29 protein-coding genes are annotated in these 26,258 nt (G+C 34.1%); 15 read left to right on the top strand and 14 right to left on the bottom strand.

Features of this window, described 5'->3' with window-relative positions; translation table 11 throughout:
* Window positions 1-174: 174 nt before the first annotated feature.
* A complete protein-coding gene (locus ABJF08_RS12635; protein ID WP_348116600.1) occupies window positions 175-624 on the bottom strand; it encodes a DUF4442 domain-containing protein in 450 nt (149 codons plus the stop codon).
* Window positions 625-934: 310 nt separating this feature from the next.
* On the opposite strand from ABJF08_RS12635, the gene ABJF08_RS12630 reads away from it, so the two are divergent.
* The 4 genes from ABJF08_RS12630 (at window position 935) to ABJF08_RS12615 (ending at window position 4,487) form a co-directional block, all read left to right on the top strand.
* Window positions 935-1,435: a DUF4870 domain-containing protein gene (locus ABJF08_RS12630; protein WP_348116599.1), complete on the top strand. Its 501-nt coding sequence runs from the start codon at window positions 935-937 to the stop codon at window positions 1,433-1,435.
* A 1-nt stretch (window position 1,436) separates the two neighbouring features.
* Window positions 1,437-1,778 (top strand): PadR family transcriptional regulator, encoded by a 342-nt coding sequence (locus ABJF08_RS12625; protein ID WP_104515431.1) that lies wholly within the window; start codon window positions 1,437-1,439, stop codon window positions 1,776-1,778.
* Window positions 1,775-3,550 carry a PspC domain-containing protein gene (locus tag ABJF08_RS12620; protein ID WP_348116598.1) on the top strand — a complete coding sequence of 592 codons (1,776 nt, stop codon included), beginning with the start codon at window positions 1,775-1,777 and terminating at the stop codon, window positions 3,548-3,550. Before ABJF08_RS12625 ends, ABJF08_RS12620 begins: the two co-directional genes overlap by 4 nt.
* A 112-nt stretch (window positions 3,551-3,662) precedes the next feature.
* A complete protein-coding gene (locus tag ABJF08_RS12615; protein WP_348116597.1) occupies window positions 3,663-4,487 on the top strand; it encodes a DUF2807 domain-containing protein in 825 nt (274 codons plus the stop codon).
* Window positions 4,488-4,565: 78 nt separating this feature from the next.
* On the opposite strand, the gene trxB is transcribed toward ABJF08_RS12615, so the two are convergent.
* Entirely contained in the window at window positions 4,566-5,552 is a 987-nt protein-coding gene (gene trxB, locus ABJF08_RS12610) for a thioredoxin-disulfide reductase (protein WP_348116596.1), read from the bottom strand.
* Between the two features lie 153 nt (window positions 5,553-5,705).
* On the opposite strand from trxB, the gene ABJF08_RS12605 reads away from it, so the two are divergent.
* Genes ABJF08_RS12605 through ABJF08_RS12590 form a run of 4 tightly spaced genes read left to right on the top strand, consistent with a single transcriptional unit; the run spans window position 5,706 to window position 9,696 of the window.
* The gene (locus ABJF08_RS12605) at window positions 5,706-6,254 is read left to right on the top strand and encodes a cupin domain-containing protein (RefSeq protein ID WP_348116595.1); all 549 of its coding nucleotides are present in this window, start codon (window positions 5,706-5,708) and stop codon (window positions 6,252-6,254) included.
* Between the two features lie 58 nt (window positions 6,255-6,312).
* Window positions 6,313-7,845, top strand: a complete 1,533-nt coding sequence (gene nhaC, locus ABJF08_RS12600) for a Na+/H+ antiporter NhaC (RefSeq protein WP_348116594.1) — start codon at window positions 6,313-6,315, stop codon at window positions 7,843-7,845.
* A 54-nt stretch (window positions 7,846-7,899) separates the two neighbouring features.
* Window positions 7,900-8,775 carry an MBL fold metallo-hydrolase gene (locus ABJF08_RS12595; RefSeq protein WP_348116593.1) on the top strand — a complete coding sequence of 292 codons (876 nt, stop codon included), beginning with the start codon at window positions 7,900-7,902 and terminating at the stop codon, window positions 8,773-8,775.
* 9 nt (window positions 8,776-8,784) lie between these two features.
* On the top strand, window positions 8,785-9,696 hold the full coding sequence (locus ABJF08_RS12590; protein WP_348116591.1) for a patatin-like phospholipase family protein: 912 nt from the start codon (window positions 8,785-8,787) through the stop codon (window positions 9,694-9,696).
* Between the two features lie 51 nt (window positions 9,697-9,747).
* Here the strand turns inward: ABJF08_RS12590 and ABJF08_RS12585 are convergent, their stop codons facing one another.
* Both ABJF08_RS12585 and ABJF08_RS12580 read right to left on the bottom strand, forming a co-directional pair.
* The gene (locus tag ABJF08_RS12585; protein WP_348116590.1) at window positions 9,748-10,635 is read right to left on the bottom strand and encodes a hypothetical protein; all 888 of its coding nucleotides are present in this window, start codon (window positions 10,633-10,635) and stop codon (window positions 9,748-9,750) included.
* Between the two features lie 154 nt (window positions 10,636-10,789).
* A complete protein-coding gene (locus tag ABJF08_RS12580) occupies window positions 10,790-11,398 on the bottom strand; it encodes a hypothetical protein (RefSeq protein WP_348116589.1) in 609 nt (202 codons plus the stop codon).
* 313 nt (window positions 11,399-11,711) lie between these two features.
* Here ABJF08_RS12580 and ABJF08_RS12575 point away from each other — a divergent pair, with 313 nt between their 5' ends.
* The 3 genes from ABJF08_RS12575 (at window position 11,712) to ABJF08_RS12565 (ending at window position 12,958) form a co-directional block, all read left to right on the top strand.
* Complete coding sequence (locus ABJF08_RS12575; RefSeq protein WP_348116588.1) at window positions 11,712-12,347, top strand: peroxiredoxin; 636 nt, start codon at window positions 11,712-11,714, stop codon at window positions 12,345-12,347.
* A 67-nt stretch (window positions 12,348-12,414) separates the two neighbouring features.
* Window positions 12,415-12,729, top strand: a complete 315-nt coding sequence (locus ABJF08_RS12570; RefSeq protein ID WP_348116612.1) for a thioredoxin family protein — start codon at window positions 12,415-12,417, stop codon at window positions 12,727-12,729.
* Window positions 12,710-12,958 (top strand): hypothetical protein, encoded by a 249-nt coding sequence (locus ABJF08_RS12565; RefSeq protein WP_348116587.1) that lies wholly within the window; start codon window positions 12,710-12,712, stop codon window positions 12,956-12,958. The genes ABJF08_RS12570 and ABJF08_RS12565 overlap by 20 nt, the downstream gene beginning before the upstream one ends.
* A 71-nt stretch (window positions 12,959-13,029) precedes the next feature.
* Here the strand turns inward: ABJF08_RS12565 and ABJF08_RS12560 are convergent, their stop codons facing one another.
* Window positions 13,030-13,587 carry a hypothetical protein gene (locus tag ABJF08_RS12560; protein ID WP_348116586.1) on the bottom strand — a complete coding sequence of 186 codons (558 nt, stop codon included), beginning with the start codon at window positions 13,585-13,587 and terminating at the stop codon, window positions 13,030-13,032.
* 107 nt (window positions 13,588-13,694) lie between these two features.
* Here ABJF08_RS12560 and ABJF08_RS12555 point away from each other — a divergent pair, with 107 nt between their 5' ends.
* Both ABJF08_RS12555 and ABJF08_RS12550 read left to right on the top strand, forming a co-directional pair.
* Window positions 13,695-14,405, top strand: a complete 711-nt coding sequence (locus tag ABJF08_RS12555; RefSeq protein ID WP_348116585.1) for a DUF4197 domain-containing protein — start codon at window positions 13,695-13,697, stop codon at window positions 14,403-14,405.
* Between the two features lie 273 nt (window positions 14,406-14,678).
* The gene (locus tag ABJF08_RS12550; RefSeq protein ID WP_348116584.1) at window positions 14,679-14,873 is read left to right on the top strand and encodes a Lacal_2735 family protein; all 195 of its coding nucleotides are present in this window, start codon (window positions 14,679-14,681) and stop codon (window positions 14,871-14,873) included.
* Between the two features lie 151 nt (window positions 14,874-15,024).
* Here ABJF08_RS12550 and ABJF08_RS12545 read toward each other — a convergent pair whose 3' ends face one another.
* The 6 genes from ABJF08_RS12545 to ABJF08_RS12520 form a co-directional block, all read right to left on the bottom strand.
* A complete protein-coding gene (locus ABJF08_RS12545; RefSeq protein ID WP_348116583.1) occupies window positions 15,025-16,332 on the bottom strand; it encodes a DUF58 domain-containing protein in 1,308 nt (435 codons plus the stop codon).
* Window positions 16,333-16,358: 26 nt separating this feature from the next.
* A complete protein-coding gene (locus ABJF08_RS12540) occupies window positions 16,359-17,519 on the bottom strand; it encodes a MoxR family ATPase (RefSeq protein ID WP_348116582.1) in 1,161 nt (386 codons plus the stop codon).
* 3 nt (window positions 17,520-17,522) lie between these two features.
* Complete coding sequence (locus ABJF08_RS12535; protein WP_348116581.1) at window positions 17,523-18,812, bottom strand: DUF4350 domain-containing protein; 1,290 nt, start codon at window positions 18,810-18,812, stop codon at window positions 17,523-17,525.
* On the bottom strand, window positions 18,812-19,501 hold the full coding sequence (locus ABJF08_RS12530) for a DUF4129 domain-containing protein (RefSeq protein ID WP_348116580.1): 690 nt from the start codon (window positions 19,499-19,501) through the stop codon (window positions 18,812-18,814). The genes ABJF08_RS12535 and ABJF08_RS12530 overlap by 1 nt, the downstream gene beginning before the upstream one ends.
* Window positions 19,502-19,571: 70 nt before the next feature.
* Window positions 19,572-20,501 carry a hypothetical protein gene (locus ABJF08_RS12525; RefSeq protein ID WP_348116579.1) on the bottom strand — a complete coding sequence of 310 codons (930 nt, stop codon included), beginning with the start codon at window positions 20,499-20,501 and terminating at the stop codon, window positions 19,572-19,574.
* On the bottom strand, window positions 20,479-21,450 hold the full coding sequence (locus ABJF08_RS12520) for a stage II sporulation protein M (protein ID WP_348116578.1): 972 nt from the start codon (window positions 21,448-21,450) through the stop codon (window positions 20,479-20,481). The genes ABJF08_RS12525 and ABJF08_RS12520 overlap by 23 nt, the downstream gene beginning before the upstream one ends.
* 37 nt (window positions 21,451-21,487) lie before the next feature.
* Here ABJF08_RS12520 and ABJF08_RS12515 point away from each other — a divergent pair, with 37 nt between their 5' ends.
* Window positions 21,488-22,210 carry an RDD family protein gene (locus ABJF08_RS12515; protein WP_348116577.1) on the top strand — a complete coding sequence of 241 codons (723 nt, stop codon included), beginning with the start codon at window positions 21,488-21,490 and terminating at the stop codon, window positions 22,208-22,210.
* On the top strand, window positions 22,207-22,833 hold the full coding sequence (locus ABJF08_RS12510) for a trimeric intracellular cation channel family protein (protein ID WP_348116576.1): 627 nt from the start codon (window positions 22,207-22,209) through the stop codon (window positions 22,831-22,833). Before ABJF08_RS12515 ends, ABJF08_RS12510 begins: the two co-directional genes overlap by 4 nt.
* Before the next feature lie 55 nt (window positions 22,834-22,888).
* Here ABJF08_RS12510 and ABJF08_RS12505 read toward each other — a convergent pair whose 3' ends face one another.
* From ABJF08_RS12505 to mutL, 3 genes are read right to left on the bottom strand one after another with little or no spacing between them, the layout of a single operon-like run.
* The gene (locus tag ABJF08_RS12505; RefSeq protein ID WP_348116575.1) at window positions 22,889-23,761 is read right to left on the bottom strand and encodes a rhomboid family intramembrane serine protease; all 873 of its coding nucleotides are present in this window, start codon (window positions 23,759-23,761) and stop codon (window positions 22,889-22,891) included.
* 2 nt (window positions 23,762-23,763) lie between these two features.
* The gene (locus ABJF08_RS12500; RefSeq protein ID WP_348116574.1) at window positions 23,764-24,396 is read right to left on the bottom strand and encodes a rhomboid family intramembrane serine protease; all 633 of its coding nucleotides are present in this window, start codon (window positions 24,394-24,396) and stop codon (window positions 23,764-23,766) included.
* Between the two features lie 26 nt (window positions 24,397-24,422).
* Window positions 24,423-26,255, bottom strand: coding sequence for a DNA mismatch repair endonuclease MutL (mutL, locus tag ABJF08_RS12495; RefSeq protein ID WP_348116573.1), 1,833 nt, complete (start codon window positions 26,253-26,255; stop codon window positions 24,423-24,425).
* Window positions 26,256-26,258: the final 3 nt, after the last annotated feature.

The following is a 26,258-nucleotide window of genomic DNA, read 5'->3' as shown; positions in this document are numbered from 1 at the left end:
ATTGGGCAATTTATGCGATTAGAGATTAGTAAATACTTAAGAAATAGAATTAAAAACACAGAATATTATAGAACTAACCGATCCCTGACACATTTGGAAACGACAATTATCACAATTAAATATCTCGAGCCAAATTTTCTGGGACGACTGCCTACTGAAAACTGCGACTGTAAACTATTTCTTCTTAACTGTCCACTCAAATTGGAATTCACTTACCTGCACACCTTCTTCATTTACACCTTGAGATGTCATCCATACTGTCTGACCCTCGCCAGTTGAGACTGCTTTCTCGATCGCCTCTTTAATAGCAAGTCCATCGTGACATTTAAATGTAATACGGCCTGTGGCTTTTTTAGTAAAAGTTGCTTTATTATTTGCTACTAACATAGAGACACGAGCATCACTTTTTTGAATATAAGACATAACTAGAGCTCCTGTAGAAAGTTCGGCAGCCATGGCTTGTACAGCAAAATACATACTTTTAAATGGATTCTGATTGAACCATTTATGCTTTACAGTTACCGTACAGTTTTCTGCATCTATTTCTTTACACCTCACACCACTCCACCAGCAACTAGGTAATTTCAAAAATGTAAAGGCATTAATTTTCTTAGGCGTGATCATAAGATGGTGTTTAAATCGTGTTCGGGAATTTAATAATTAAATCGCTTTTGCAAGTTAAAAACCGAATTCTATTTATAAGTTTTTGTATGCAATGAATAAGAAATCGCTCCAAATAAACTAAATATTTAAAAATCAAAAACAAATTTTAAAAAATAAATTAAGATTATAAAAACTCTGATAAGCCTTGTAATCATTACGCTTTCGCGAAAGCGGGACTTTAAAAATCAATAGGTTATAGAAAAATATATGGTACTTTGTATTGCATAATACTATCTTTTAACCATATATTTGCATAAGAAAATAATAGGCTATGGAATCAACGAACCAAAACAACCACAATAATATTGCTACAGGAATTCATTTATTGACATTCGGTAAATGGCTTTTTCCTTTAGGTAATTTCATTCTACCCATTCTTTTATGGATGATAAACTCTAAGAAATCTGATTTTATTGATAGACATGGTAAACAGGCTATTAATTTTCAAATGAGTATTACACTTTATACGATCATACTCGCTTTTATAGGTGGCGGTATTATAATAGGATCTATGATTTCTGGCGGCCCTAGTTTATGGGAAGCAATGGATCACGGTCATGATTTTCCGTTTTGGGATGACATGGGAATTTTTAGTACCGTAATAGCTAGTGGTTTTATATGTGGCACTTTAATTTTAATACTAGCTGTAACAGATCTAGTATGTACGATTAAAGCCGCTATAAAAGCACATGATGGTGATAATTACGATTACCCTTTAACGATTAACTTCATACCTCATCATACTGAGGTAGAAGTACCTAATAATAACTAATATGAAGATAGAAAACACAAAAGCGCAAATGCGTAAAGGCGTACTGGAGTACTGCATTCTATCCATCTTAAAAGAAGATGACGCCTACGTGGCTGAGATTCTAGGAACTTTAAAAGATGCTAAAATGCTGGTGGTAGAAGGAACTATTTATCCATTACTCACGAGACTTAAAAATGCTGGATTGCTTAATTATCGCTGGGAAGAAAGCACCAGTGGACCACCACGTAAGTATTACGGACTTACTGAAACTGGTAAAATTTTCCTTACAGAACTGACCACAACCTGGGACGATCTTAAAAATGCAGTTAACCTAGTGACCATACCTAAAACTAAAAAATCATGAACAAGACCATCAATATAAACCTAGCTGGGCTGTTCTTCCATATAGACGAAGATGCCTATCAAAGACTGCAACGTTATGTAGCAGCGGTACGTAAATCATTTGCCGGTACTAGCGGCGCAGACGAGATAATGAGCGACATAGAATCGCGCATTGCCGAGCTCTTTCTAGAAAAAAGAGCTAACGAACAACAAGTAATTTCTATAAATCACGTGGAAGAAGTGATTAATATCATGGGACAACCGGAAGATTACGAGGTTGATGAAGAGATATTTGAAGAGCAGACTTCCAGAAGTAAATTCAGAACTACTGGTAAAAACAAACAACTTTTTAGAGATACACAAAACGGTTATGTAGGTGGTGTTTCTGGTGGTATGGGATACTATCTAGGTATAGATGCGGTATGGTTGAGAGTTGCTTGGGTATTATTAGTATTCTTTAGTGTAGGATGGGCGATACCTATTTATGTATTACTATGGATTCTTGTACCAGATGCGGTAACTACTAACCAGCGCCTAACAATGATGGGGAAAGAAGTGAACATCTCTAATATAGAAGAAAATTTTAAGCAGGGTTTTGAGCCCGTGGTCGATGGGCAGACTGACGCCGACCACCATATTGTAGGTCAAAAAGGTAAACGAGGTTCTATTAGATTCTTCGGTTTTTTAGGAAGATTAATCAAAGGCTTTTTTAAAGCATTAGTTAAAATTATAGGCCTTATAGTTTTCTTAAGTGCTACTACTGCTCTTATAGGTCTTGTTGTTTCTTTAATTACAGCTAGTTTTATTGATGTAGATGGACAGAATTTAATTCACTTCTTTGATGTCGTGATACCTAACCATCAGGCTTCATGGATTTTATTAACGGCTATTATTTTTGCTGTCGGTATTCCTTTACTAGTACTTGCCATTTTAGGTCTTAAGTTATTAGTTAATAATTTGAAATCTATCGGGATGCCTGCAAAAATAATTCTTGTGGTACTGTGGATTGTTTCTGTAATTGTACTTAGTGTTTCTGTTGCAAGAATAGCTGCCACACAAGCCTATGATGGTAATGTAATAGAAGTTCAAGAATTTTCTATTGATAAAGAGAAAGTGTTTGAATTGCAGTTGTTAAAAAACGGTAATCTAGGAGACCAGACTTATGTAACTAGCAATGGTTTAAAAGTTGTTGATTATAATGGAGAAAAAGCCGTTAGAAAAAATAACGTCTATATAGCATTTGCTACGAGTAGAGATAGTCTGGCACGAGTAAGTGTTAATTTTAAGGCCAAAGGAGACTCTTTTGACACCGCAAAATTAAATGCAGAATCACTAGTCTATGATTATGAGGTTACAGACTCTTCTTTTACCGCTCCTAGTTACTTGATTGTTCCTAAAGGTTCGGGCGTGTTCGGTCAACGAGTGAATGTAACCATCTATTTACCTAAAGGAACTAAAGTTAAGTTTAATAATAGCTTTAAAGACCGTTATGATTCCTGGATGACTGACGAAGCTTTGAGAATAGATAAACGCTACGACGGTAATTATGAGTATGAGATAAGCGATGGAAAAACAATATGTTTAGAATGTCCTAAAGATGGAACTTTTAGATCTAGACACAATAATTCTATTAAAAACGACGCTCTAGATACTAATAGAATTATCGATTCTACAACTACTACAGATGGAAAATGGAAATATGAAGATGAAGATGTAGAAAACGAAGACAAAGTTACAGTGACTACCTCACTAGATATAGGCGGTGTAACTGTAAAGACTACAGACACTTATTAGATTGTAATTTTCAGTTGACGTTCTACCCTTGTGATTGAGATGTAGAACTCTTAGCCGCTCCAATTCATGTTGGAGCGGTTTTTGTTTTACCTTTACCAAATAAATTAATACAATGAAAAAATTACTAATATTTGTGTTTGCATTAAGCACTACTATAATGAGTGCTCAAGATCTTATTAAGGTAAAAGGAAACCGTGAGGTTACTACCGAGATAAGCCCTATCGATCCCTTTGAGACATTAGAAATCAATGGAGATTATGAAATAGAAATTATTCCTGGAGCTTCCCCACAGGTAGAGATCACTACAGATTCTAACCTACACCAGTATCTTGCCGCTAGAGTTATAGATGGTAAACTAGTGGTTACTACTACAGCTAAAATACGTTCTAAAAAAGAGATGAAATTTAGAATTATTTACGGTCCAGAATTAAATAAAATCACTGTTACTGATGACGCACAACTATCTTCTGTAACAAGCCTGCTTTTTGAAGATCTAGAATTGAACATAGAAAAGGATGCTGAAGTTTATTTAACTGCAACAGTTGAAAGATTAACACTTAATGCAGAACGCAGTACAGAAGCAGAATTAAACCTTACTGGTAAAAGAGCTGTTGTTAATCTGGATAACAACACGACTGTAAAAGCACTAATCAAATATGACGATCTTGAGTTAAACATGAAAGATCGCGCAGATGCTACCATAGAAGGTGATGTTAAAACTGCTTACTTACAATTAAATAGTAAAAGCAGCTTTAAAGGTAAAAATCTAATTTTTAACAAACTAGATCTTAATATTACAGATAATGCAGACGCTGTAATCAATGTGAAAAACCAACTTAATCTTGAGTCTAGTGGTGATGCAAAAGTAGAGCTACACAACTCTCCTAAAATCGATTTAAATAAATTTGCTGGTAAGTCTGTTCTTAGTAGAGAATAAACGTTCTTATTTAAATTAAAAATCCCCATTGAAACTTTAGTTTCAATGGGGATTTTTTTTGCTTTAACACTAGGTCATTTACTCTACGTAATAATCACCAGCTTTAGTTTCATCTACCACTCCTACTTCGGCAAGGTAACGCTCTGCATCTAGTGCAGCCATACATCCTGTACCAGCAGCTGTAATAGCTTGTCTGTATATTTTATCTTGTACATCTCCAGATGCAAATACACCAGGCATGTTAGTCTTTGTGGAACCTGGAATAGTTTTTAAATATCCATCTTCACCCATGTCCAGCTGTCCTTTAAAGATATCTGTATTAGGCTTGTGACCTATCGCGATAAAAATACCAGTAATAGCTATCTCGTGCTTTTCTTGTGTCTGATTATTTACAATACGTAAACCTTCTACTACCGTATCACCTAGAACTTCATCTACTTCAGAATTATAAAGTACCGTAATATTCTCTAGACTATTTACTCTATGTTGCATAGCTTTAGATGCACGCATGTGATCTTTACGCACTAGCATAGTAACACTTTTACAAATATTTGCAAGGTAAGAAGCCTCTTCAGCAGCAGTATCACCAGCACCTACTATCGCTACATCTTGATTTCTATAAAAGAAACCATCACATACTGCACATGCACTTACACCACCACCACGCAATCTTTGTTCACTCTCTAGTCCTAAATATTTTGCCGTTGCACCGGTAGAAATAATTACCGTATTAGCTTCTATTTTAGTTTTACCATCTACAACAGCTGTGTGAATACCACCTTCTTCAGTAGCAAAATTCACCTCTGTGATCATCCCGATACGTACTTGTGTACCAAAACGCTCTGCTTGTTTCTGTAAATCGACCATCATAGCTGGACCATCTATTCCTTCTGGGTAACCAGGGAAATTATCTACCTCAGTAGTTGTAGTAAGCTGTCCACCAGGTTCCATACCTGTATAAACTACAGGTTTCATATCTGCACGTGCGGCATATATAGCTGCAGTATATCCAGCAGGTCCTGAACCTATGATCAAACATTTTATTCTTTCTATCTTCTCTGACATAATTGTAAACTTTGAATTACAAATGTAATAGGATGCCATCTCAATACCTTGATTTATCGATCAGTATTTGTTATCTATTTATTAAAGTTATCCATTATAGCTACTTTTCTATTTCTATAAATGAATAGAATATTTAGGTAGTACCTTTGACCTATGCCACAAGTTTACTTAAATCCTGTTACCAAAGAAAAAGCTACCATACTCAAAACTAGCGCGCAAACTAACGGTGCCTATACGCTTATAGAGGTAGAATTACAACCAGGTGGCGGCAACCCTATTCACTTTCACAAGCAATTTACTGAAGATTTTTATCCGATTAAAGGTACATTGGGTGTTCATTATTTAGGAAAAGAAATTTTATTGAAACCTAATGAAAACTTTAAAGTTCCTCTGCTAGATGCGCACCGATTTTACAACCCTGGAGAAGATTCTATAGTATTTAAAGCGCGTTTAGAACCAGGACAGCCCAATTTTGAAAATTTTATGGCAGTTCTTTTTGGATTAGTAGGCGATGGTAAAACCTTTGGTAAGAACCAGATGCCTTACAATCCCTTTCATGCCATTTTATTACTCCACTGGGGTGATACTCAGGTAGATCATTTTCTATTTAGATGGATAAAACCACTGCTGTCTGTTATGGTTACGCTTTCGCGAAAGCTAGGTTATGAAAAACATCTTCTTAAAAAATATAAAACGGTTTAAAATCCAGTTTGCAACTCGTTTCACAAAATCGTAACATTACAGTTCATCAATTACCCTTATGGAAAGTCAAAATATCAACCACGAAGACGAAAAAATCATAGAAAACAGAGAGCTAAGTATTTGGGAAGCCTTAATTCCTGTATTTGCTCTAGTCGCGATGCTAGCGATCAATGTTTATATATATGGTGATGATTCTTTAAGTGGTTCTAACCAATTTGTACTTCTATTGGGTGCTACTGTTGCTGGAATAGTAGGTTATTTTAATAAAGTAACTTATAAATCTATGGTAGAAGAAGTGGCACAAAATCTTAAATCTACTACAGGTGCTATCTTAATTTTATTGATGGTAGGTGCTCTAGCCGGTACCTGGTTGTTAAGTGGTATCATCCCAACGATGATTTATTACGGTCTAGATATTTTAAATCCATCTATTTTTCTAGCAGCTTGTGTTATTATATGTGCCGTCATCTCTGTTGCTACAGGAAGCAGCTGGACCACTAGTGCTACTGTAGGTATTGCATTAATAGGTATAGCTGGTGCGCTAGATATAAGTGCAGGTATGACTGCTGGTGCCGTTTTAAGTGGTGCTTACTTTGGTGATAAATTAAGCCCATTAAGTGACACGACTAACCTTGCTCCTGCTATGGCTGGCACTGATCTTTTTACTCATATTAAGTACATGACTATTACTACTGTGCCTACTATTGTAATTACCCTTTTGGTTTTTATAATTATAGGGTTTAGTTTAGACACGACAGGTGTAGCAGATGTTTCTCAATACCAGACTGCTATAGACGCTACTTTTAACACTACTCCTATCCTATTTGTAGTGCCTGTTATAGTAATTGCTATGATTGTTAAAAAAGTATCTCCACTAATCGCTTTATTGATAGGTACTCTATTAGCTGGTGTGTTTGCTTTAATATTTCAACCAGAATTAGTACATGCGATATCTGGATTAGAAAAATACGATGCTAGTGCGATGTACAAAGGTGTTATGAATGCCATTACTGTAAAAACAGCAGTTGCTCCTGTAACTGATAATCCAGAGATTGCAGAAAAACTAGCTGGACTTTTTGAAGGAAAAGGAATGGAATCTATGTTAGGGACTATCTGGTTGATTATTTGCGCGATGGTATTCGGTGGTATTATGGATGCTATAGGTGCTTTATCGCGTATAAGTCGTGCATTATTGAATTTATTTGATTCTGTATTTGGTCTTTTTGCAAGTACGGTAGTGAGTTGTCTTGCTATTAACGTAACGGCAAGTGACCAATATCTAGCACTCGTAGTACCTGGTAAAATGTATGCTAAAGCTTATAAAGAAAAAGGACTTGCTCCAGAAAATTTATCTAGAACGCTAGAAGATTCTGGTACAGTAACTAGCGCATTAATACCGTGGAATACTTGTGGAGCATATCAAAGTACCACGCTAGGTGTAGACGTAAAAGATTATTTTATTTATGCGATTTTCAACTGGTTATCTCCTTTTATGACCTTAATATTTGCTGCGTTCAGAATAAAAATTAGACAACTTGCAGCACCTAAACCTACCATGAGTACACTAGGTGAAGAGCCGTCAGAGTTTTAAATGTTGATTCTTTTGTGATCTCTATAGTATAAATTCACTGCCAAATAAACAAAAATGAAAAGATTACTTTTTGCTATAAGCCTATTCACTGTATTAGGTACTAGCGCACAGAATAGATTTGACAAAGTAGAGATTAAAACACATGAGGTAACCGACAATGTATTCATGCTAGAAGGAGCTGGTGGTAACATCCTAATTCAGGTTCTAGAAGAAAAGGTAGTCATGATAGACTCTCAATTTGCACCATTAAGTGACAAATTAATGACTGCTATTAAAAAAATTACCGAAAAACCTATATCCTTTCTTATCAACACACATCACCATGGCGATCATACCGGTGGAAATGAGAATTTCAATTCAGATCAAGTAACTGTTATTGCACATGAAAATGTATTAAAGAGATTAGAAGCCAGTGATAAAAGCGAAGGTTTTTTACCAGAAAAGACCATTGAAGAAGAATATGAATTAGTGGTAGATGATTATAAAAACATGATCATTCATGTACATAACGCACATACAGACGGTGATAGCTTTGTCTATTTATTAAATAGCAATGTCGTACATATGGGTGATGTGATGTTTAACGGTGGTTATCCATTTATAGACCTCAAATCTGGCGGTTCTATTACTGGTTATATCGCTGCTCAAAAACAAATACTAACTACTATCAATAAAGATACTAGGGTAGTCCCAGGTCACGGACCATTAGGTGATTATCATGATTTAGAGCAATCTATTGCTATGTTAGACGATTTAAGAACACAAATTAGTGAAGCTATAGCATCTGGGAAATCTCGTGAAGAAGTAGAAAAAGATGCAACCATCACTGAGAAATATGAAAAGGCTGGTTATGGGAATGGTTTTATCAATTCTGAGAAAATAAGAACTACTATCTACGATAGTTTATTACTAGAAGCAAACAAAGAATAACACCTATTTATGAGGGCATTAGTAATATCTGGTGGTGGTAGTAAAGGCGCCTTCGGTGGTGGCGTGGCTCAATACCTTAAAGAAGAATTAGGCTATGAGTATGATTTATACATAGGTACCTCTACTGGTAGTTTATTGATCTCACATCTTGCTCTCGATAAAATAGAGAAGATCAAAGAGATTTATACCAGTGTAAATCAATCTTCTATTTTTAATAGACGCCCTTTTTTAGTCAAGAAAGATAAATTTGGTCAGGATCAAATAAGCATCAATCACTGGAATGTTTTAAAAAATTTCTATAGAGGTTCAAAAACATTTGGTGAGAGTAAAAACCTAAGAAAACTCATAAAGAAAACGCTTTCTATAGCAGAGTTTAATGAATTAAAGCAAAGTGCCAAAGATGTAGTCGTTACGGTATCTAATATTTCTTTAAATGAAACCGAGTATAAATCTATCAACGATTTTGACTACGAAGACTTTGTAGACTGGATATGGATTTCTTGCAATTACATACCTTTTATGAGCCTTGTTAGAAAAAACGGTTGTGAGTATGCCGACGGTGGTTTTGGTAGTATGGTGCCTATTAAAGAAGCTATAGATCGTGGTGCTACCGAAGTAGATGTGATTATTCTAGAAACTGAAGTAGCTTATTATAACAACTTACCTTCTAAGAACGTATTCTCCTTACTCTCCAATCTACACGGTTTTATGATGGACCGCATAGAAAAGCAAAACATAACCATAGGTAAATATGTAGCAAATAAAAATGATGCTATAATTAACTTATACTACACTCCTACTGTACTGACTACCAACTCACTCATCTTTAAAAAACAAAAAATGAAACAATGGTGGGAAAGCGGTTATCAATATGCAGCGAGTAAAAATGTGGAGTTGAATGAGATAAAACCAGAGGAATAACAGGATAAAAAAACCCAACTCTCATCAAATGAGAATTGGATTCACCTAGGATTAATCATTTATAGTAACACCTATTAAAGGTACTGATAACCACTTTCGTGGTATTTCTTTTCCAAAAGAAATTCTGTAATCATGAATAGCCCAACGATTATAATCCAGCCAATACTCAGATGAATGGTTTACTTTATAATAATAAATATTTTCATCAGATCTTGTTGCAGCTAATCTTATACCAGACTTTTTTCCTTTTTTAGGTGTCTCATTAATAAAATCAACTCCTTCTAAAATAACAAACATCCCATTTTCAGGAAACTGTAATTTCTCTGAAAACAGTATTTCATATGGCTCCTTTGACTTTTTATCAACTTTTAATAAATAATCATTATTATTTAAAACTTTTCCTGGATACAAACGATTTTCAAGGGTATCAACACTGTAAATTTTAACACGTACAACCATAGGGTCAAAAACCTTAGCAATTTTAAATTTTACAGAAGTTATATATTTGATTCCATCTAAATTATTTTCTAAATAGATTCCAGTTTCCCTTGAATAGCCAAAACCCAATGGTTTCCCATTATCTTTCTCATTAATTAAGCCAACATCCGTCGATTTTTTAACCGAAATTAAAATCTCATCTAATGATTCTTTTTTTGCAGTTAAATAAAAGGAATTATTTTTAATTAAATCCAATGCATTTACTGTCAAATTTTGATAACCAATATTAGAAATTTGGATAGAGTCTACTTTTAAATTTTCATAAGTAAATACTCCTTTAGAATCAGTATAAGAACCTTTTATTACTTTTGAATTTTTATAAAGGAGAACTGTAGCATATTCTAAAGGTTCTTTAGAGATAGAATCATAAACATATTTTCTTGATTGTCCAGTTACATTGAAGCAGATAATTAACAGAAACAAGGTTAAAAATTTATTCATAATTAAAAAGCTGTAATTTTATTCTAGGTATATATTCAGATTTATTTATTCTAATAAATGGCTTTCGAAATTCATAAAACATAAGAAATGCTGAATTTAAATCTTTATTCTTATTTACTTTATTTTGGGAAATATTCAAAGATCCATTTACACATTATAATCCATACATGATATATCCTTTTTCTGGAATTTTTATTTCTAATTCTGATAAATCCACATCTAGCCAGCCTCTACCTCTAAAATCAACTATATGACTTGTACTATCATTGACTAGTTGAGTCATGTTTTCAAAATTAGGATCCAAAGAATGATATATGAGCACTTTAAATTGAGCTTCATAACTTCTTGTAGGTATAAAAAGTCCAGCACCTCTAAAATGAAATTTTATTTGTTCGACATTCATTCCCGAGCTCAAACTATCAATTTGGAAACTTAGAACACTAATCTGATTATTACCTAAAGTATGAGGAATAGTCTTCCCCTTAGCTGGTCCGATTTCTGTGTAACACTTTTTAGAGTTTAAAACAATCTCATCTAACTCTGATTCAGTTTTAAACGGCATTGGATTGGTAAAATCGTAGTCTTTAGGAATTGATTTTTGTTGAAAATTATAGTGAACTGAAAATGAGTCTGATTTATTGAACACATTATCCTTAATGCAAATTTTACCAGTATCATTATCATAAAGAATCAATACTTTTTCTTTATGATAAATTTTTATATAATAATCCGTAATCTTTTCACCTTCCTGAAAAGAAACCATTGAGAAATTATGACAAGTCTCTTGTCCATGACTTACACTTAAAAGCATTACCATAAATAAAAATAAAACTGAATTATAAAACATATGCTTTAAATTGGAGAGGAAGATACTTGATAAAATAGTTTTCAGAAAATGATAGAAATTAAAATCACTTAGAAATATCAGTTATTACTTAAATTTATTTAAAATCTCTTTTTAAATAATCAAAATCTATTGCAACATTTGTTAATGAGATGGAAATTGTTCCGCTTTCGCGAAAGCGGACACTACATTTGCACCCTGAAAAAACAGACTAATTTTTAAATATTAAATCATGGCTATAGTAGGCAAACAATTTCCAAATCTAGATGTGGATGCAATGAATGAAATGGGGGATACATTCAAATTAAATGTATTTGAAGAAGCTAAAAATAAAGGTAAGAAAGTACTTTTATTTTGGTATCCAAAGGATTTCACTTTTGTATGTCCAACAGAATTACACGCTTTTCAAGAAGCGCTAGGTGAATTTGAAAAAAGAAACACTATCGTAATAGGTGCTTCTTGTGATACTCCAGAGGTACATTTTGCATGGTTAAACACTCCTAAGGATAATGGTGGTATAGAAGGTGTTACTTATGACATTCTTGCAGATTCTAACCGTAATCTTTCTGGTACTCTAGATATTCTAGATGTAGAAATAGAATACAACGAAGAGATCGATGATAGCGTTCTTGTAGGTGATAATGTTACTTATAGAGCTACTTACCTTATCGATGAAGAAGGTACTGTATTTCATGAAGGTGTGAACCACATGCCTGTAGGTAGAAATGTAAACGAATTCTTAAGAATGATAGACGCGTATACTCACGTACAGAAAAATGGTGAGGTATGTCCTGCAAACTGGGAAGAAGGTAAAGATGCTATGGGTGCAAACCGTAACGCTACTGCTGAGTACCTTTCTAAAAACTAATTAGAAGTCACTTATTTATGGAGAAAGTAGATCAAAATCTACTTTCTCCATTCTTTTAAAAAATTTTATTATGCAAACATTAGATCAAGATAATCTGCAGGAAATCGTTGCTGGAAATGATACTGTAGTAGTACAATATATGGCGTCATGGTGCGGTAACTGCCGTGTGATGAAACCGAAGTTTAAAAAGCTAGCTGGTGAGAATGAAAACACTGTTTTTATTCTAGCTGATGCTGAAAAGTTTCCTGAATCTCGTAAAATGGCTACGGTAGATAACTTACCTACGTTTGCTACTTTTAAAAATGGGGCTTTTGTAAACCAGGTACAGACTAATAAATTTGAGAATCTTAAAGACTTAGTAAATGAAGTTACCAGTAATTAGACACCTGCAAAAAAATACTACTCCAGAGGCGCTAGAAGCTACTCTAGAAGTATTAGAAAGTTTTTCTGAACACAGATCTGTTACTGAAGAAGAAATGGATGTGGTAGGAGAATTAATCACAAATATATGTGGTGCTCTTGAGGTACATAACAATGTTGCTCAAGGCATGACCGGTGTAGAAGCTGCAAATGCTTTTGCACAAAAAGTAATGGGTTCTATAGATAAGTAAACCCCTTATTTAAAAATTAAAAAAGCAGGAATATCTAATACAGATGATTCCTGCTTTTTTAGTTTACAGTTTTATTGAAAAAAAGTTTGGGCAGGTCTCGCGTCACCTAGTCTCATGTAGGTTGCGGTAACTGTACCATCTTTATCCCCTATTTGATCTTCTAACAACATGGTATTACTGGAATATCCTTGGGCGAGAATTAAATCGGCATTAGCATCGTTCCCTAAAATCGTTTTCTTACTCACTTTATTAGTAATTAATAGAATGGTAAAAAAAGAACTACCTCTTCTTATAGTAAAATAATTGTCTTTGGGTGTGCCTTTTAAAGTCATGGTATCGATGAGTCTGCCATATTGATAAAGCTCTGCCGTGATGCTTTTATCTTCTTTGTACTCTATATAGACTTGATTACCTTCTAGTACATCATGTGACTTATTAGGAAAATGTAAACAGAGGTCATTCCAAAGACTATTCTCTACGTCATCTGGGATTTTATTTTCATATAATCCGGTTAGAATGGTTTTAGTAAGAACTACAGGTTCTGATTCTACTCTATTTGCTAGACTTTGAGTAGTGTAACAACTCGTTAAGAGAATCGAGACGGCTAGAAGCGTTAAAAAATGTTTCATAAGATTGGTTTAGTTAAAAATTTATTGATCAAATTTTATACCATGATCAAACTATTGTTAATTCTTGCAGTCATAGTTTTAATATATCTTTGAACAAAATTAAACAAATGAAAAAAATTGCCTTTATTCTAGTTGCCATGATCACATTAAGTAGCTGTGGTAGCTTACAAGAAATCGTAAATAACTTACCACAAGGTACTGGTAGTGTACTATCACAAGCTGACATAGGTAACGGTCTAAGACAGGCTCTAGATCAAGGTATAGATAAAGAGGTATCTAAATTAATGGGTACTGATGGTTTTTATAAAAATGATCTGGTTAAGATTTTATTACCAGAAGAACTTCAAAAAGTAGATGATGGCCTTAGAAAAATAGGTTTAAGTAGTGTTGCAGACGAAGGTCTTAAATTATTAAACCGCGCTGCCGAAGATGCTACAAAAGAGGCTTTACCTATTTTTGTAAACGCTGTTAAGGACATTACTTTTAATGATGCAAAAGATATTCTTTTAGGTGACCAAAGAGCTGCTACAGCCTACCTAGAAGGTAGAACGCAAGAAGAACTTTATACTAAGTTCTCTCCAGTTATTCAAAATAGTCTAAGTAAAGTAGGTGCTACAAATTTATGGAGCAATGCTATTACTAAATATAATACGATTCCTTTTACTAATAGTGTTAACCCAGATCTAACAGATTATGTTACTCAAAAAGCACTAGAAGGTGTTTTTAAGGTAATTGCTGAAGAAGAAATACAAATTCGCGAGAACGTAAGTTCAAGAAGCACAGACCTATTAGTTAAAGTTTTTGCTTTACAGGATTAATTAATCATTTTTTCACGCAACCTATTTGCGTTTTAAGAGTCTTATAAATGTCCATATGGACATATTTAAGGGGTAAAAGCTATGGATGTTTACATTCATAGCTTTTTGTTTTTATAATAATTACTCTCAACTGATTTTAACGACACCATATTTTTGACGAAGCCTATCTCAAGTCTTTAATATTACTTTAACCTAAGTCATCTGAAACTTAACAATTTACTAGAATAAAATAATTTACAACTCTACTAATTTTGTACTCTAGAAAAGTATGAAATGGAAAAAGATATCAAATCTTATGAAAGCAAAATAAAGGAGCTGCGTAGGTTAGAAAAACGATACAGCTGTTTAATGAAGCAATCTTTTGAGGCTGGTGTAAATGATAGAGCTTATAGTGATAAGTTAAATCAAATAGCCTTAAAGATTAAACAAGAAATAACGTTACTGCGCTCTAATTTACAAACGCATTAAGAAACAGTATTTTTAAAAAATATAAGAATGCTAAATCTACTTATAAGGTTTAAGCATTTTTTTATGTCTTAAAATTTCTTGATCAATGTCAATAAACTTAAACATACCTATACGATAAGCAGTCGTTTATTACCACACAGATTACTAAGTTTTATAAAAGTCCACGAGCTTTAATCTCTAGGTATTTATTTATGGTATTTACCGTAAGGTTTTGAGGCTCGGTAAGTATGGTTTGAATACCATATTTATTAAGCTCGTTAACGATTAAACGTTTTTCATAGATAAACTTCTCGGCAATGGTTTGTTGATAAATCTCATGTGTGGTAGTAGCCGGCTGTCTTATCAGTTCTTTTAATTCTGTATTATCAAAAAATATAACCACTAATAAATGATTTTTTGCAATAGCTTGTAAGTATGGAAGCTGCCTGTGCAACGCATCCATGGTTTCAAAATTAGTATATAAAAGCAATAAACTACGTTGCGTAATCGTACGTTTAATATCTATGTAAAGCCTACCAAAATCACTCTCTTTAAAATCGGTATCTAGATTATATAGTGTCTCTAGAATTAAATTCATTTGAGAGGCTCTTTTTTGTGCCATCACCTGATTAGATAATTTATCAGAAAAACTAAACATTCCTGCCTTATCTCCTTTTTTTAAGGCGATGTTAGAAATAACAAGAGTTGCATTAATAGCATAATCTACCAACTTCAACTCTTCAAAAGGCATTTTCATGACACGACCTTTATCTATTACAGAATATACCGGTTGTGACTTTTCATCCTGAAATTGATTGATCATTAACTGGTTGCGTTTTGCACTAGCTTTCCAGTTGATATTGCGCACATCGTCTCCTTGAACATAATCTTTAATCTGTTCAAATTCCATGGTATGCCCTATTCTCCTTATTTTTTTTAGTCCAAAATCTCTGAGCTTGTTAGTAAATGCCATTAATTCATACTTGCGCAACTGCAAGAATGATGGATAATTAGGCACCATAGCATCTTGATTAAAAGAAAATTTGCGCTGTGCTAGACCTAGCGGACTTCCTACAAATACTTGTAGACCACCATAATGATACTCACCTCTTTCTGTAGGTCGCACGGTATAAGAAAACGTCTTAGACTTACCTGCATCTACCTCATCTATAATTCTAAAATCACGTTCCTGAAATTGTACAGGTAACTCGTCTATAATGTTGAGAAAAATCTTAGAGTTGTAGTGATTAGTAATTAAAATCTCTACAGGGTTTTTATCACCATTAGATAACTTATCTGGTAAAACACGGCTTGCTTTTATAGCGTCTTTAGTTCTATATAGTAATAAGATATCGATTAAAAGCAACCCTATTATTACAAAGAAGCCTATTTTAAGATAATCAATCAATCGTTCAAAAAAGAACGCAAACACAAATAGCACCACTAGAATACCTAGTGCTATAAAGAAGCGTTTTTGCAAATAGAGGCTTTTGAAAAATTTCTTCACTATCTAGGGATCTCTATGTTTTCTAATATTTGTGCTACAGCTCTATCTGCTGTTAAGCCTTCCATTTCTCTCTCTGGAGTTAATATAATTCTATGACGCATTACTGCAGTTGCGATGTACTTAATATCATCTGGCGTTACAAAATCACGTCCCATAATAGCTGCATAAGCTTTAGAACCATTCATAATCGCGATAGATGCACGAGGTGATGCTCCTAGATATAAATTAGGATTATTACGTGTGTCCAGTATAATCTTTGCGATGTACTTGATCAGGTTATCTTCTATGACGATCTCCTTAACCGTTTTTTGATATTTTTCAATTTCGCTTGCAGACAGTATACCATTTACGGTAGATTCTGCATCGGCATTTTTACGTGCGTGATGGTCTGTTAAAATCTGTATCTCTTCTTCTAGATTAGGGTAACCTACATTAATCTTAAATAAGAAACGGTCTAATTGAGCCTCTGGCAGTCTATAAGTACCTTCTTGCTCTACAGGGTTTTGTGTTGCAAATACTAGAAATGGTGCGTTGAGCTGGTATTCTTTACCATCTATAGTCACCTGACGCTCTGCCATTGCTTCAAATAATGCAGCTTGTGTTTTTGCAGGTGCCCTGTTGATCTCATCAATTAGTATGATGTTAGAGAAAATAGGACCAGGTTTAAATTCAAACTCATTGTTTTTCATAGAAAAAACTGAGGTTCCTAAAATATCTGACGGCATTAAATCTGGCGTAAACTGTATACGCGAGAATTCTACCTGCATAGTTTTTGCAAGCAACTTTGCTGTTACCGTTTTTGCCACACCAGGCACACCTTCTATTAAAGAGTGTCCGTTTGCAAGAATAGAAACGATTAATAAATCAATCATTTCTTCTTGTCCCACGATCACTTTGCGCAATTCTGCTTTGATTTTATAAACCGCCGCACTTAAATGATTTAAGTCTAGTCGGTTTTTAAAATGTAATGACGTTGCTGGATCTTCTACCTGTGGCTGTTGTGGATCTGGAATAGATGGTGGTTGTTCCGCTTTCGCGAAAGCGTTACCATCATTAACATCTTCACCTCTATGAACATATTGCTCTTGCGCAGGTTGCTGTGGTTGCTCGCTAGGGTTATTATCTTGAGGAATCTGTGAGTGGTTATTAGTATCTTCCATTTCTTAATCTTTAAAAAAGGCGTCTATCCTTTTATTGAGTTGTTTTAATTCATGCTCACTATGCACTGGTTTACTGCGCAAGTGATTGATGTATTCTATAATATTTTTAGTCTGGTCGTGTGAAATACCTGCTTTTACCGATAGTCGTTTTATAAAAACATCATCCAGTTGTTGTGTATTTACAAAGTATTTAGTTCTTAATTTTTCTAAGAAAAAATTAATTTTCTTATTAATAATTCCAGATACATCACCACTTTGATAATACAAATTACCTATGGTCTTAGTAAACTCTACGGTACTATTAGTAAGTGGTTTAACCACCGGAATAGCACGTTGTTCTCTTTTTGCTTTAAATATAAAATATAATAAAATAGCCCCTATTGTGATATACCACGACCATTTTAAAGCGCCATTAGTGAGTATAAATCGCATAGGAGAAGCTACTACTCTCCTACCTGACTTTCCATAATCATCAAAGTAAACTGGACCATCATTAAGGTAAGAAAAGATCTCTGTAACGTACTGCTTCTTACCTTCTTCTAGCATGTAATAGTTAGTAAAAGCTATAGGATTTAGGTGGTAATAGATAGCACCTTCACCTACTTTAAGTTCTATAAAATTAGCCTGAGGCACCTGTCTAGATTTAGATTTTTCAATGGCTTTTTCTATAATAGTTTTGGTAGAATCTGCCTGATCACCAAAGTCATCTCCCAAGATATTTTTAAGATATCCTTTTACCGGCTCAAAAGGTAACACCTCTCCTAGAACCGTTGTTCTCGTGGTATCATAACTTGTAAAATGGCGGTAACTGCTCCCTTTTTGATAGATATAGCTGCGGTTTTCAAATAGAGGATTATTTAAACGTACTCTTACCGTATCTTGCTCATAATAGCTATAAAAACGATTTGAATCTACTTTAAGAGAATCTCCTAATGCACCAGTAACACTTTCTGTAGACACAAAAACTTTATTACCACGCTCTGCAAATTCCATTAAATACTTAAGCTCTGTTCTATCAAAGCCTAAGTAATTATTGATAAAAATATAGTTAGCATTTTCTACGTCTTCATGTTCTTTTAAAAACGAGACTGGATCTACTTTAATACTTTCTACACCATCGTCAAATAAATCGTCTAGTTGATCATACAGTATGTAAGCACCAAAGGGGATTTTATCTCCACTGGTGTAACTCTCTTCCCAACTTAAGGGTTGTGGCGTTATTAATTCTAAGAATAATAAAATAGCTACAACACCGAATATGATATAGAGGTATATTTTTGATTTCTTATCCATTATGCAGCTCTGTTTTTAAGAGTCTCAAACTCGGTTACTGCTTCTCTATACGTATGCTCATCAATAGGAAACTCTCCATACCAGACATGATCGTATAGGTAAGATACTTTTTTAAAGTATTCTCTAGTTTCTGGATTTTTAAGTTCGTGTTGGTAATCAGAATTGGTTTTTTGAAAATCCCAATCGATTAACTTTTTTGCACTCAAGGTTTTTAAAAGTGATAGGTATTGATAACGTATCGCGTTTCTATAACTACCTTCTCGTTCACTATTTTCTATTAGTGTAGTAAAATCTATTTCTTCAATATGAGTATCTGCTATTTCTACATTACTCGATTTCTTTGCTGTTTTACCAAATAATTTTGATGCGCTCTCATTACCTACTAGCCTTACTATCATAAAAATAACCGCTGCACCTATGATAAAATAAAATAGATAAGTGAGGATTTTTATGGTTAATGGCGATAGTTGAAAACCAAAAACTCTTTGCAATCCATCCATCATCCAACTGAAGAATCTTGCGAATAAGTTCTGACTAGTTGCCGTGGTACGCTCATAATTAAATTCGCCACCAGAATATTCTTCTTTAAGATCTTTATCGATCTTGCGTACCGTTAATTCTCGAGTGTCGTATTTTCTATTTAATGTATCTACTATCTCTACAGGCTGCTCTTCAATATCTTGAATCACATTCTCTAGTATCTGGGCATTTCCTACATAAGAGAAAAGAATCCAAAAGCATATATGTAATAGATAAGTTTTACTCCTCATCTCTAACTCCTAATTTTGCAATACGATTCTTTAAAAACACATTATACTTCGTCTCATGTAGGTTAAAATATAAATACCCCATGACTAACATGATAAGAAAAAAGGTTAATGAACTAAGAATACTATTAATAGCATAAAAGAAAAACTCTACGGCTTTGATAAAAATATTGCTTTCTAGTTCTACATTATCTTCGGCGCTGTTGTAACCATAAAAGGCAACTATTAAAACAGGTAATAATTGAAAAAGCGTAGATGCTAAATAAATAAGAATAGAAGTCACAAAAGAAACTCCTACGGCTTTCCAGAATTTAGAAAATAGCATTTCCCAACCTTTACCCAGTGCAGCAACAGCATCCATGTGCTCATCATAAGCAAATGCAAACATGCTCAATCCTACCCAGGTAGCATAAGCAATAAGGATTAATGGTATAGCTATTATTCCAACAACTGTAAAAGCACAGATAATTATAATAATCCATATTGGGATAAAGGCAATACCACCTATTAAAACAATTAAGAACATTCCTCCTAATTTCTTTTTGGCATAATGAAATACCTCTTTATAATTAGGATTTCCTTCTCTATCTCTTTCATATAGTCTTAAATATGCACCAGCTAGAGATGCGTTTAATAAGATAACTATAATATTAATTACTATACCTATACCGCTGGCTATATAACTGGTTTCTAAAGTACCATCTATAGCTTGGTCCATATAAGTACCATTTGCTAGTGCAACAACACTAGACAGTCCTGAATTTGCGATATAATTAGTTATAAAAAGAATGATTATAAAAATAAAATTATAGGCAAGAAATACCTTAAATAAATTTTTATGATCCCCTTTTAAAAAATCAAAATAGGCAGTTATAACACCACCAAAGTCCCTACGTAGTCTAGGCTCTATATAATTGTTCATGTCTGTTCTTTACTATTCTAGGATAAATCCCGTAATACCATATAATTAACGCAGCGCTTGCTAATACTATGATCCAATTTAATAGCGCTGGCATAAAAGCATATCTCGTAATAAATCCTTCTATAAAACCTGCAAGTATAAATAAAGGTATGGTACTCACCATAACTTTTAAACCTGCTTTGGCACTTTTTACAAAGGAATATTTACGTTGATAAGTGCCTGGAAATAAAATACCATTACCTAAAATGATTCCAGCAGCACCGCATACTACAATTATAGAAAGTTCTACCGTACCGTGTAGCATGATAACACGCCATGCCTCTATAGTGACACCTTCTCTATAAAACATAGTGAAAAATGCTCCTACCATAATACCATTGTTAAATATAATATATAAAGAACCTATAGAGGTTAGTAAGCCGAAGGCAAAACACATCATACCTACTCTTATATTATTTATGGTAATTCCCAAAAACATACCACCTTGCCCACTATCCTGATATATAGCTGTAGGATTACCATTTGCAATATTTTCAAGTGTCATATTTACGTAGTAATCACCTAGTATTAACCTAACAAAGCTGTCGTCATACAAAGTGCTTATGGTACCTATAAATATCGCTACAAAAAACGCAAGAATGGCATAGAGAAATTCTTTTTGATATCCCGAGAAAAATAATGGAAAATCGGTTTTAAAGAATTCTACTATACTATTTTTACTTTCCTTTTTATTGACATAAATTTTTTGATGTGCCTGACTTGCTAGAGAGTTCAAATACTTTAATGTATTAGAATTCGCATAATAAGTCTGTGCATAAGACAGGTCATTAGTAAGATGAATATATAAATCAGACAGGTGATCTGGATTAATTTTCACATTAGCATCCAGTGCTCTTTCAAAAGCTATCCATTTTTCCTTATTTTGCTTCACAAAAGCAGCTTCACGCATGGGCTATTTTTTTATAAAGATATAAACTTACAACTGTATGTCAAATACTGCAATTAACACAGCACAAAATGTAAACATAGAATATGAATTTGCCGGTGTTGGTAAACGCATGTTAGCCTTTTTATTGGACTTAGTTATATTTGCTATATACCTGATTACCATGTCGCTTACCATATACAAAGCGGTAGGATTATTTGACGATAATAATACTTTAGGAATTCAAGAACTTTCTATGATTCCTATATTTTGTTACTCTCTATTCATGCATCTTATCTTTAATGGACGTACGGTAGGTAAATTTATAATGGGTATAAAAGTGGTAAGAGAAGACGGCTCTCCTGCTCGATTATCAGATTATTTAGTGCGATGGATATTCAGATTAGTAGATATTGTGATCTTTTTTGGAACCGTAGGTGTGGTTTCTATTCTATTTTCAGAAAAAAAACAACGCTTAGGTGATCTAGCGGCAAAAACTATAGTCATTAACACAAAGAAAAGCACAAAAATATCTCATACCATTCTAGAAGAGCTAGATCCTAATTACCAGACTCAATTTCAAAATGCTTATTTATTAACAGATGCAGATGTTAATGAGATAAAAGATATTTACCGCCTTGCTGGAGAAAGTCGTGATTATATGACGTTACGAGAATTGCGTATTAAGGTAGAATCACTATTAAATATAAATTCAGATTTAAGAGATGGTGTTTTTATACGCACTGTGCTCAAAGACTACACCTACCTAACACAAGGACGATGAATTTTATAGAAATAATTGATTTTCTAGGGGTTATTGCCTTTGCCATTTCTGGTGCACTCGCTGCTTTTTCTAAAAAATTAGATCCATTTGGGATAGTCATCATAGCTTTTGTCACAGCCGCTGGTGGTGGTACTTTAAGAGATGTTTTAATAGGAGTGCAACCTATCTCTTGGATGCGCAACATGAACTTGATATACACCATACTAGCTTGTGTGGTCATCACCTTTATTTTTAGGCCTCATTTAGCAAAACTGCGTAAAACCCTATTTTTATTTGATGCCATCGGTATAGGCCTTTATACGGTAGTAGGCCTAGAAATGGGACTTGCCGCTGGTTTACATCCATTAATCTGTATTATTATAGGGTGCATTACCGCTTGTTTTGGTGGTGTGCTCAGAGATATTTTGATTAATGAAATTCCAGTAATTTTCAGGAAGAATATTTATGCAACTGCCTGTATTGTAGGTGGCATGATTTACTTTATACTTTTAAAATTTGATTTACCTAACAACATCGTTTTTACCGCATCTGCAGTGACGGTAATTTTAACGCGTGTACTTGCCGTGGTATTTAAAATCAAACTTCCATCACCATACTCTAAAGATGAAATTATAAATAAGTAGTTTGATAATTCAGCTTTCGCGAAAGCGGAACAATGATCCTATTAAAAGAAATAAACTAGTCTCTTCCTGCTTTAAACAGGTAATCTTTTTCTGATTTTGATAAAGACTCATAACCACTCGCCGAAATTTTATCGAGAATAGCATCTACCTTTTTCTGATCTGTAGAGGTTCCAGAAGTAGATTTTGAACTAGCAGTTTTCCCTTTATAAACTGTTTTCATTTTTGCCTTGCGCTCTGACTTAGGTTTCTTAACACTAGGCTTAAAAAGATTTGCAAAGAAGTCTCCTATTCTAGCAAAACTCTCTAGAATATCATCTCCTTCTTTCATGCGTATAGCGGCAAAATAACCTACTGCAGCACCAGCAAGATGAGCAAGGCTACCGCCTGTATTTACTTGTAACGCAACCATTACTATATTAGTTGCAAGAAAGAAATATGCAAAGTATTTCAACTTAATATTTACAAATATCAATCGATATTCTGACTCTGGAAAATAAGAACATGCAAAGAAAATCAATGCAAAAACACCGGCACTTGCACCTATTAAACCAGGAGATCTAAAAAAAGTAGGAAGTAATCCAGATGCTAGTATAAAAGATAACGCACCAGCTAGAACACCTAAAAAGAATAAGGTTAAAAACTGCCTTGCTCTAAATATATTTAAAATGTACCTACCAGCTATAAAGATACCAAACGCATTACCAACAAAATGCCATAAATCATCATGTATTAAACCATAGGTTACCCAACTCCAAGGCTGCAACAACGCAGGCAAAAAGCCACTTGGTAAAACAAATTGTAAATAAGCAGGTGAATAAGTAAAGTATAAAATCCACCCTAAAATAGAGGTCAAAAATAAAACGGTAATCAACTTACCACTTATATCAAATGCGGCATATTTTGCTTTAAACTGATCCCAAACATTCATATTTAATAGATTCTATATTTATCCATATCGTTTTTCTTCCAGTACCATATCATGATAAAACCAAATATAGCACCACCTATATGAGCTAGATGCCCCACATTTGCAGATGATGCAATGTAGCCTAATGTAGCAAGTAATTCTTTGATCATATAGAACCCTATCAAATATTTAACTTTTATAGGTATAGGAATTGGGAATAAGATCAACTTTTCATTTGGGTACAACCATAAAAAAGCGGCTAGAATACCATAAATAGCTCCACTAGCACCGACAGAAGGAACATTGTAATCTGTCGCCATGAAATGAGCATAATCAAAGGTGAAGTTGTAGTAATTTACCGCAGCTACTGTGAGAAAAGCACCGATACCACAAGCCAAATAAAAGAAAAGAAAACGGTTAGAATCCATCCATCTTTCAATAGCTGGACCTAAAAAAACCAATGCCAGCATATTGTACAATATATGCGTATAGTCATACTGACTGTGCATAAACATATGAGTAAGCGGTTGCCAAATTCTAAAATTAGGGTTCTGAAATGGCCATAATGCAAAAGTGCTAAACAAAGGCTCTGCATTAGGAATAAACATAAACCCAAGGTAAATCACCACATTTAAAATGAGGAGATTCTTAACCATAGGTGATAAATTGAAATTAAACATCTTTAGTTAAATTTTGAATTAAGACTATCGCCAGATAGATTTATAAATATTTTTTTTCCTGAAGAGGTGACCTCAGGTTCTTTACATGCAAATAATTCGTCCACAAGATTCTCCATCGCCTCGCTGTTCAACACCTCGCCTGTTTTAATAGACATACTAGTTGCCATAGTTTGTGCAAGTCTATCTGCAGGAGAATAGGTGTTTTCTGGTAAATCGTGTTGCTCTTTTGCAATAACTGCCTCTAGAACGCCAGGCACATCTTTTTCTTTTAATTCTAGTGGCAAACCTTCTATCTCTACCACATTATTTTCTAAACTTTTAAATAAAAAACCAGTGTGTTCTAGCTCTTCTTGTAAGGCTATAAGTATAGCTACTTCTTCTAGAGGTAAATTAATCTTGATAGGAAAAAGCAATTGCTGGCTCACCCCATTTTGTACCGTAAGCTGTCGCAATAGTTTTTCATAAAGAATGCGCTCGTGCGCTCTTTGTTGATTTATAACTAACAGTCCACTTTTTAAAGTACTGATTATAAACTTGCGTTGTAATTGAAAAATATTGCGTTGCTCAACCTCGTGTTGTTGAAACATAGAAGAAGTAGACTCTTCTGTATGCGTTTCATCAATTAACTGCGTGGTCTCTTCTATACCTGCATAAAGAGATTCCCATGGTTGGGATGGTGGCTTTTGAAACGTAGGCACCTGATACGTTTTTTCTGGTTTTGAATCCTGTTGAAACGGATTAAAATCTGGATCTACCTCAATTTTAGGCGCTTGTGTAAAACCATTTTTTGCTACATCATAAGGTACTTCGTATTGTTTCTCTTGTTGAAAATCGATAGAATTTACAGAAAATTGACCTAATGCATGTTTTACACTTGCTCTAAGAATAGCATACAAACTATGTTCATCGTCAAATTTCACCTCTGTTTTTGTAGGGTGAATATTTATATCAACACTATCAGTCGGTACTGTTAAATAAAGAAAGTAGGATGGATTTGATTTATCCTTTAACAATCCTTCAAAAGCACTTGCTACCGCGTGATTTAAATAATTATGTTTTATAAATCTATTATTTACAAAGAAGTACTGAAGTCCTCGAGTTTTTCTGGCAAATTCTGGCTTGCCTATAAAACCTCTTATAGACATCAATTCTGTTTCTTCTTCTACAGGAACTAATTTCTCATTAGTTTTTGCTCCCATAATACCTACTATACGCTGTCTGTACGTACTCTTAACAAGATTAAAAAGTGAGGTGTCGTTATGAGTGAAACTTATAGCGACTTCTGGGTGCACCATTGCTACACGATGGAACTCGTCTGTAATGTTACGCAATTCTACCTGATCAGATTTAAGAAATTTTCTTCTTGCTGGCACATTGTAAAACAAATTACGAACACTAATCATCGTACCCTTAGAGGTAACCACAGGCTCTTGCTTTGTGATTTTACTTCCTTCTATTTCTAACAACGTACCTAGATCATCCTCTTCTCTTTTAGACTTTACAGAGATTTGGGCAATAGCCGCAACAGAGGCTAGTGCCTCACCTCTAAAACCTTTGGTATGGAGATTAAAAAGATCATTGGCAGTGGATATTTTTGAGGTCGCGTGACGTTCAAAAGCCATGCGAGCATCTGTCATGCTCATTCCTTTACCGTTATCTATAACTTGTATTAATGTTTTACCAGCGTCTTTAATAATCATCTGGATTTGTGTTGCTCCTGCGTCTATAGCATTTTCTAGCAACTCTTTTACCACACTGGCAGGTCGTTGTACTACTTCTCCGGCAGCGATTTGATTTGCAACGTGATCTGGTAATAATTTTATAATGTCTGACATGAA

This window comes from Nonlabens sp. (assembly GCF_039941875.1).
In the GTDB taxonomy this organism is placed as follows: Bacteria; Bacteroidota; Bacteroidia; order Flavobacteriales; family Flavobacteriaceae; genus Nonlabens.
The sequence above is the reverse complement of the archived record's forward strand: the minus strand, read 5'-3'. Positions and strand labels throughout refer to the sequence as shown.

Excerpts from the sequence above, each read along its gene's own strand:
- ABJF08_RS12550 (WP_348116584.1), top strand. The coding sequence starts at position 14,679 with ATGGAAAAAGATATCAAATCTTATGAAAGCAAAATAAAGGAGCTGCGT.
- ABJF08_RS12620 (WP_348116598.1), top strand. The coding sequence starts at position 1,775 with ATGAACAAGACCATCAATATAAACCTAGCTGGGCTGTTCTTCCATATA.
- ABJF08_RS12585 (WP_348116590.1), bottom strand. The coding sequence starts at position 10,635 with ATGAATAAATTTTTAACCTTGTTTCTGTTAATTATCTGCTTCAATGTA.
- ABJF08_RS12565 (WP_348116587.1), top strand. The coding sequence starts at position 12,710 with ATGAAGTTACCAGTAATTAGACACCTGCAAAAAAATACTACTCCAGAG.
- nhaC (WP_348116594.1), top strand. The coding sequence starts at position 6,313 with ATGGAAAGTCAAAATATCAACCACGAAGACGAAAAAATCATAGAAAAC.
- ABJF08_RS12555 (WP_348116585.1), top strand. The coding sequence starts at position 13,695 with ATGAAAAAAATTGCCTTTATTCTAGTTGCCATGATCACATTAAGTAGC.
- ABJF08_RS12535 (WP_348116581.1), bottom strand. The coding sequence starts at position 18,812 with ATGGATAAGAAATCAAAAATATACCTCTATATCATATTCGGTGTTGTA.
- ABJF08_RS12520 (WP_348116578.1), bottom strand. The coding sequence starts at position 21,450 with ATGCGTGAAGCTGCTTTTGTGAAGCAAAATAAGGAAAAATGGATAGCT.
- ABJF08_RS12515 (WP_348116577.1), top strand. The coding sequence starts at position 21,488 with ATGTCAAATACTGCAATTAACACAGCACAAAATGTAAACATAGAATAT.
- ABJF08_RS12540 (WP_348116582.1), bottom strand. The coding sequence starts at position 17,519 with ATGGAAGATACTAATAACCACTCACAGATTCCTCAAGATAATAACCCT.
- ABJF08_RS12575 (WP_348116588.1), top strand. The coding sequence starts at position 11,712 with ATGGCTATAGTAGGCAAACAATTTCCAAATCTAGATGTGGATGCAATG.
- ABJF08_RS12590 (WP_348116591.1), top strand. The coding sequence starts at position 8,785 with ATGAGGGCATTAGTAATATCTGGTGGTGGTAGTAAAGGCGCCTTCGGT.
- ABJF08_RS12630 (WP_348116599.1), top strand. The coding sequence starts at position 935 with ATGGAATCAACGAACCAAAACAACCACAATAATATTGCTACAGGAATT.
- ABJF08_RS12560 (WP_348116586.1), bottom strand. The coding sequence starts at position 13,587 with ATGAAACATTTTTTAACGCTTCTAGCCGTCTCGATTCTCTTAACGAGT.
- ABJF08_RS12625 (WP_104515431.1), top strand. The coding sequence starts at position 1,437 with ATGAAGATAGAAAACACAAAAGCGCAAATGCGTAAAGGCGTACTGGAG.
- ABJF08_RS12635 (WP_348116600.1), bottom strand. The coding sequence starts at position 624 with ATGATCACGCCTAAGAAAATTAATGCCTTTACATTTTTGAAATTACCT.
- ABJF08_RS12605 (WP_348116595.1), top strand. The coding sequence starts at position 5,706 with ATGCCACAAGTTTACTTAAATCCTGTTACCAAAGAAAAAGCTACCATA.
- trxB (WP_348116596.1), bottom strand. The coding sequence starts at position 5,552 with ATGTCAGAGAAGATAGAAAGAATAAAATGTTTGATCATAGGTTCAGGA.
- ABJF08_RS12580 (WP_348116589.1), bottom strand. The coding sequence starts at position 11,398 with ATGGTTTCTTTTCAGGAAGGTGAAAAGATTACGGATTATTATATAAAA.
- ABJF08_RS12505 (WP_348116575.1), bottom strand. The coding sequence starts at position 23,761 with ATGAATGTTTGGGATCAGTTTAAAGCAAAATATGCCGCATTTGATATA.
- ABJF08_RS12510 (WP_348116576.1), top strand. The coding sequence starts at position 22,207 with ATGAATTTTATAGAAATAATTGATTTTCTAGGGGTTATTGCCTTTGCC.
- ABJF08_RS12525 (WP_348116579.1), bottom strand. The coding sequence starts at position 20,501 with ATGAACAATTATATAGAGCCTAGACTACGTAGGGACTTTGGTGGTGTT.
- ABJF08_RS12500 (WP_348116574.1), bottom strand. The coding sequence starts at position 24,396 with ATGGTTAAGAATCTCCTCATTTTAAATGTGGTGATTTACCTTGGGTTT.
- ABJF08_RS12615 (WP_348116597.1), top strand. The coding sequence starts at position 3,663 with ATGAAAAAATTACTAATATTTGTGTTTGCATTAAGCACTACTATAATG.
- ABJF08_RS12595 (WP_348116593.1), top strand. The coding sequence starts at position 7,900 with ATGAAAAGATTACTTTTTGCTATAAGCCTATTCACTGTATTAGGTACT.
- mutL (WP_348116573.1), bottom strand. The coding sequence starts at position 26,255 with ATGTCAGACATTATAAAATTATTACCAGATCACGTTGCAAATCAAATC.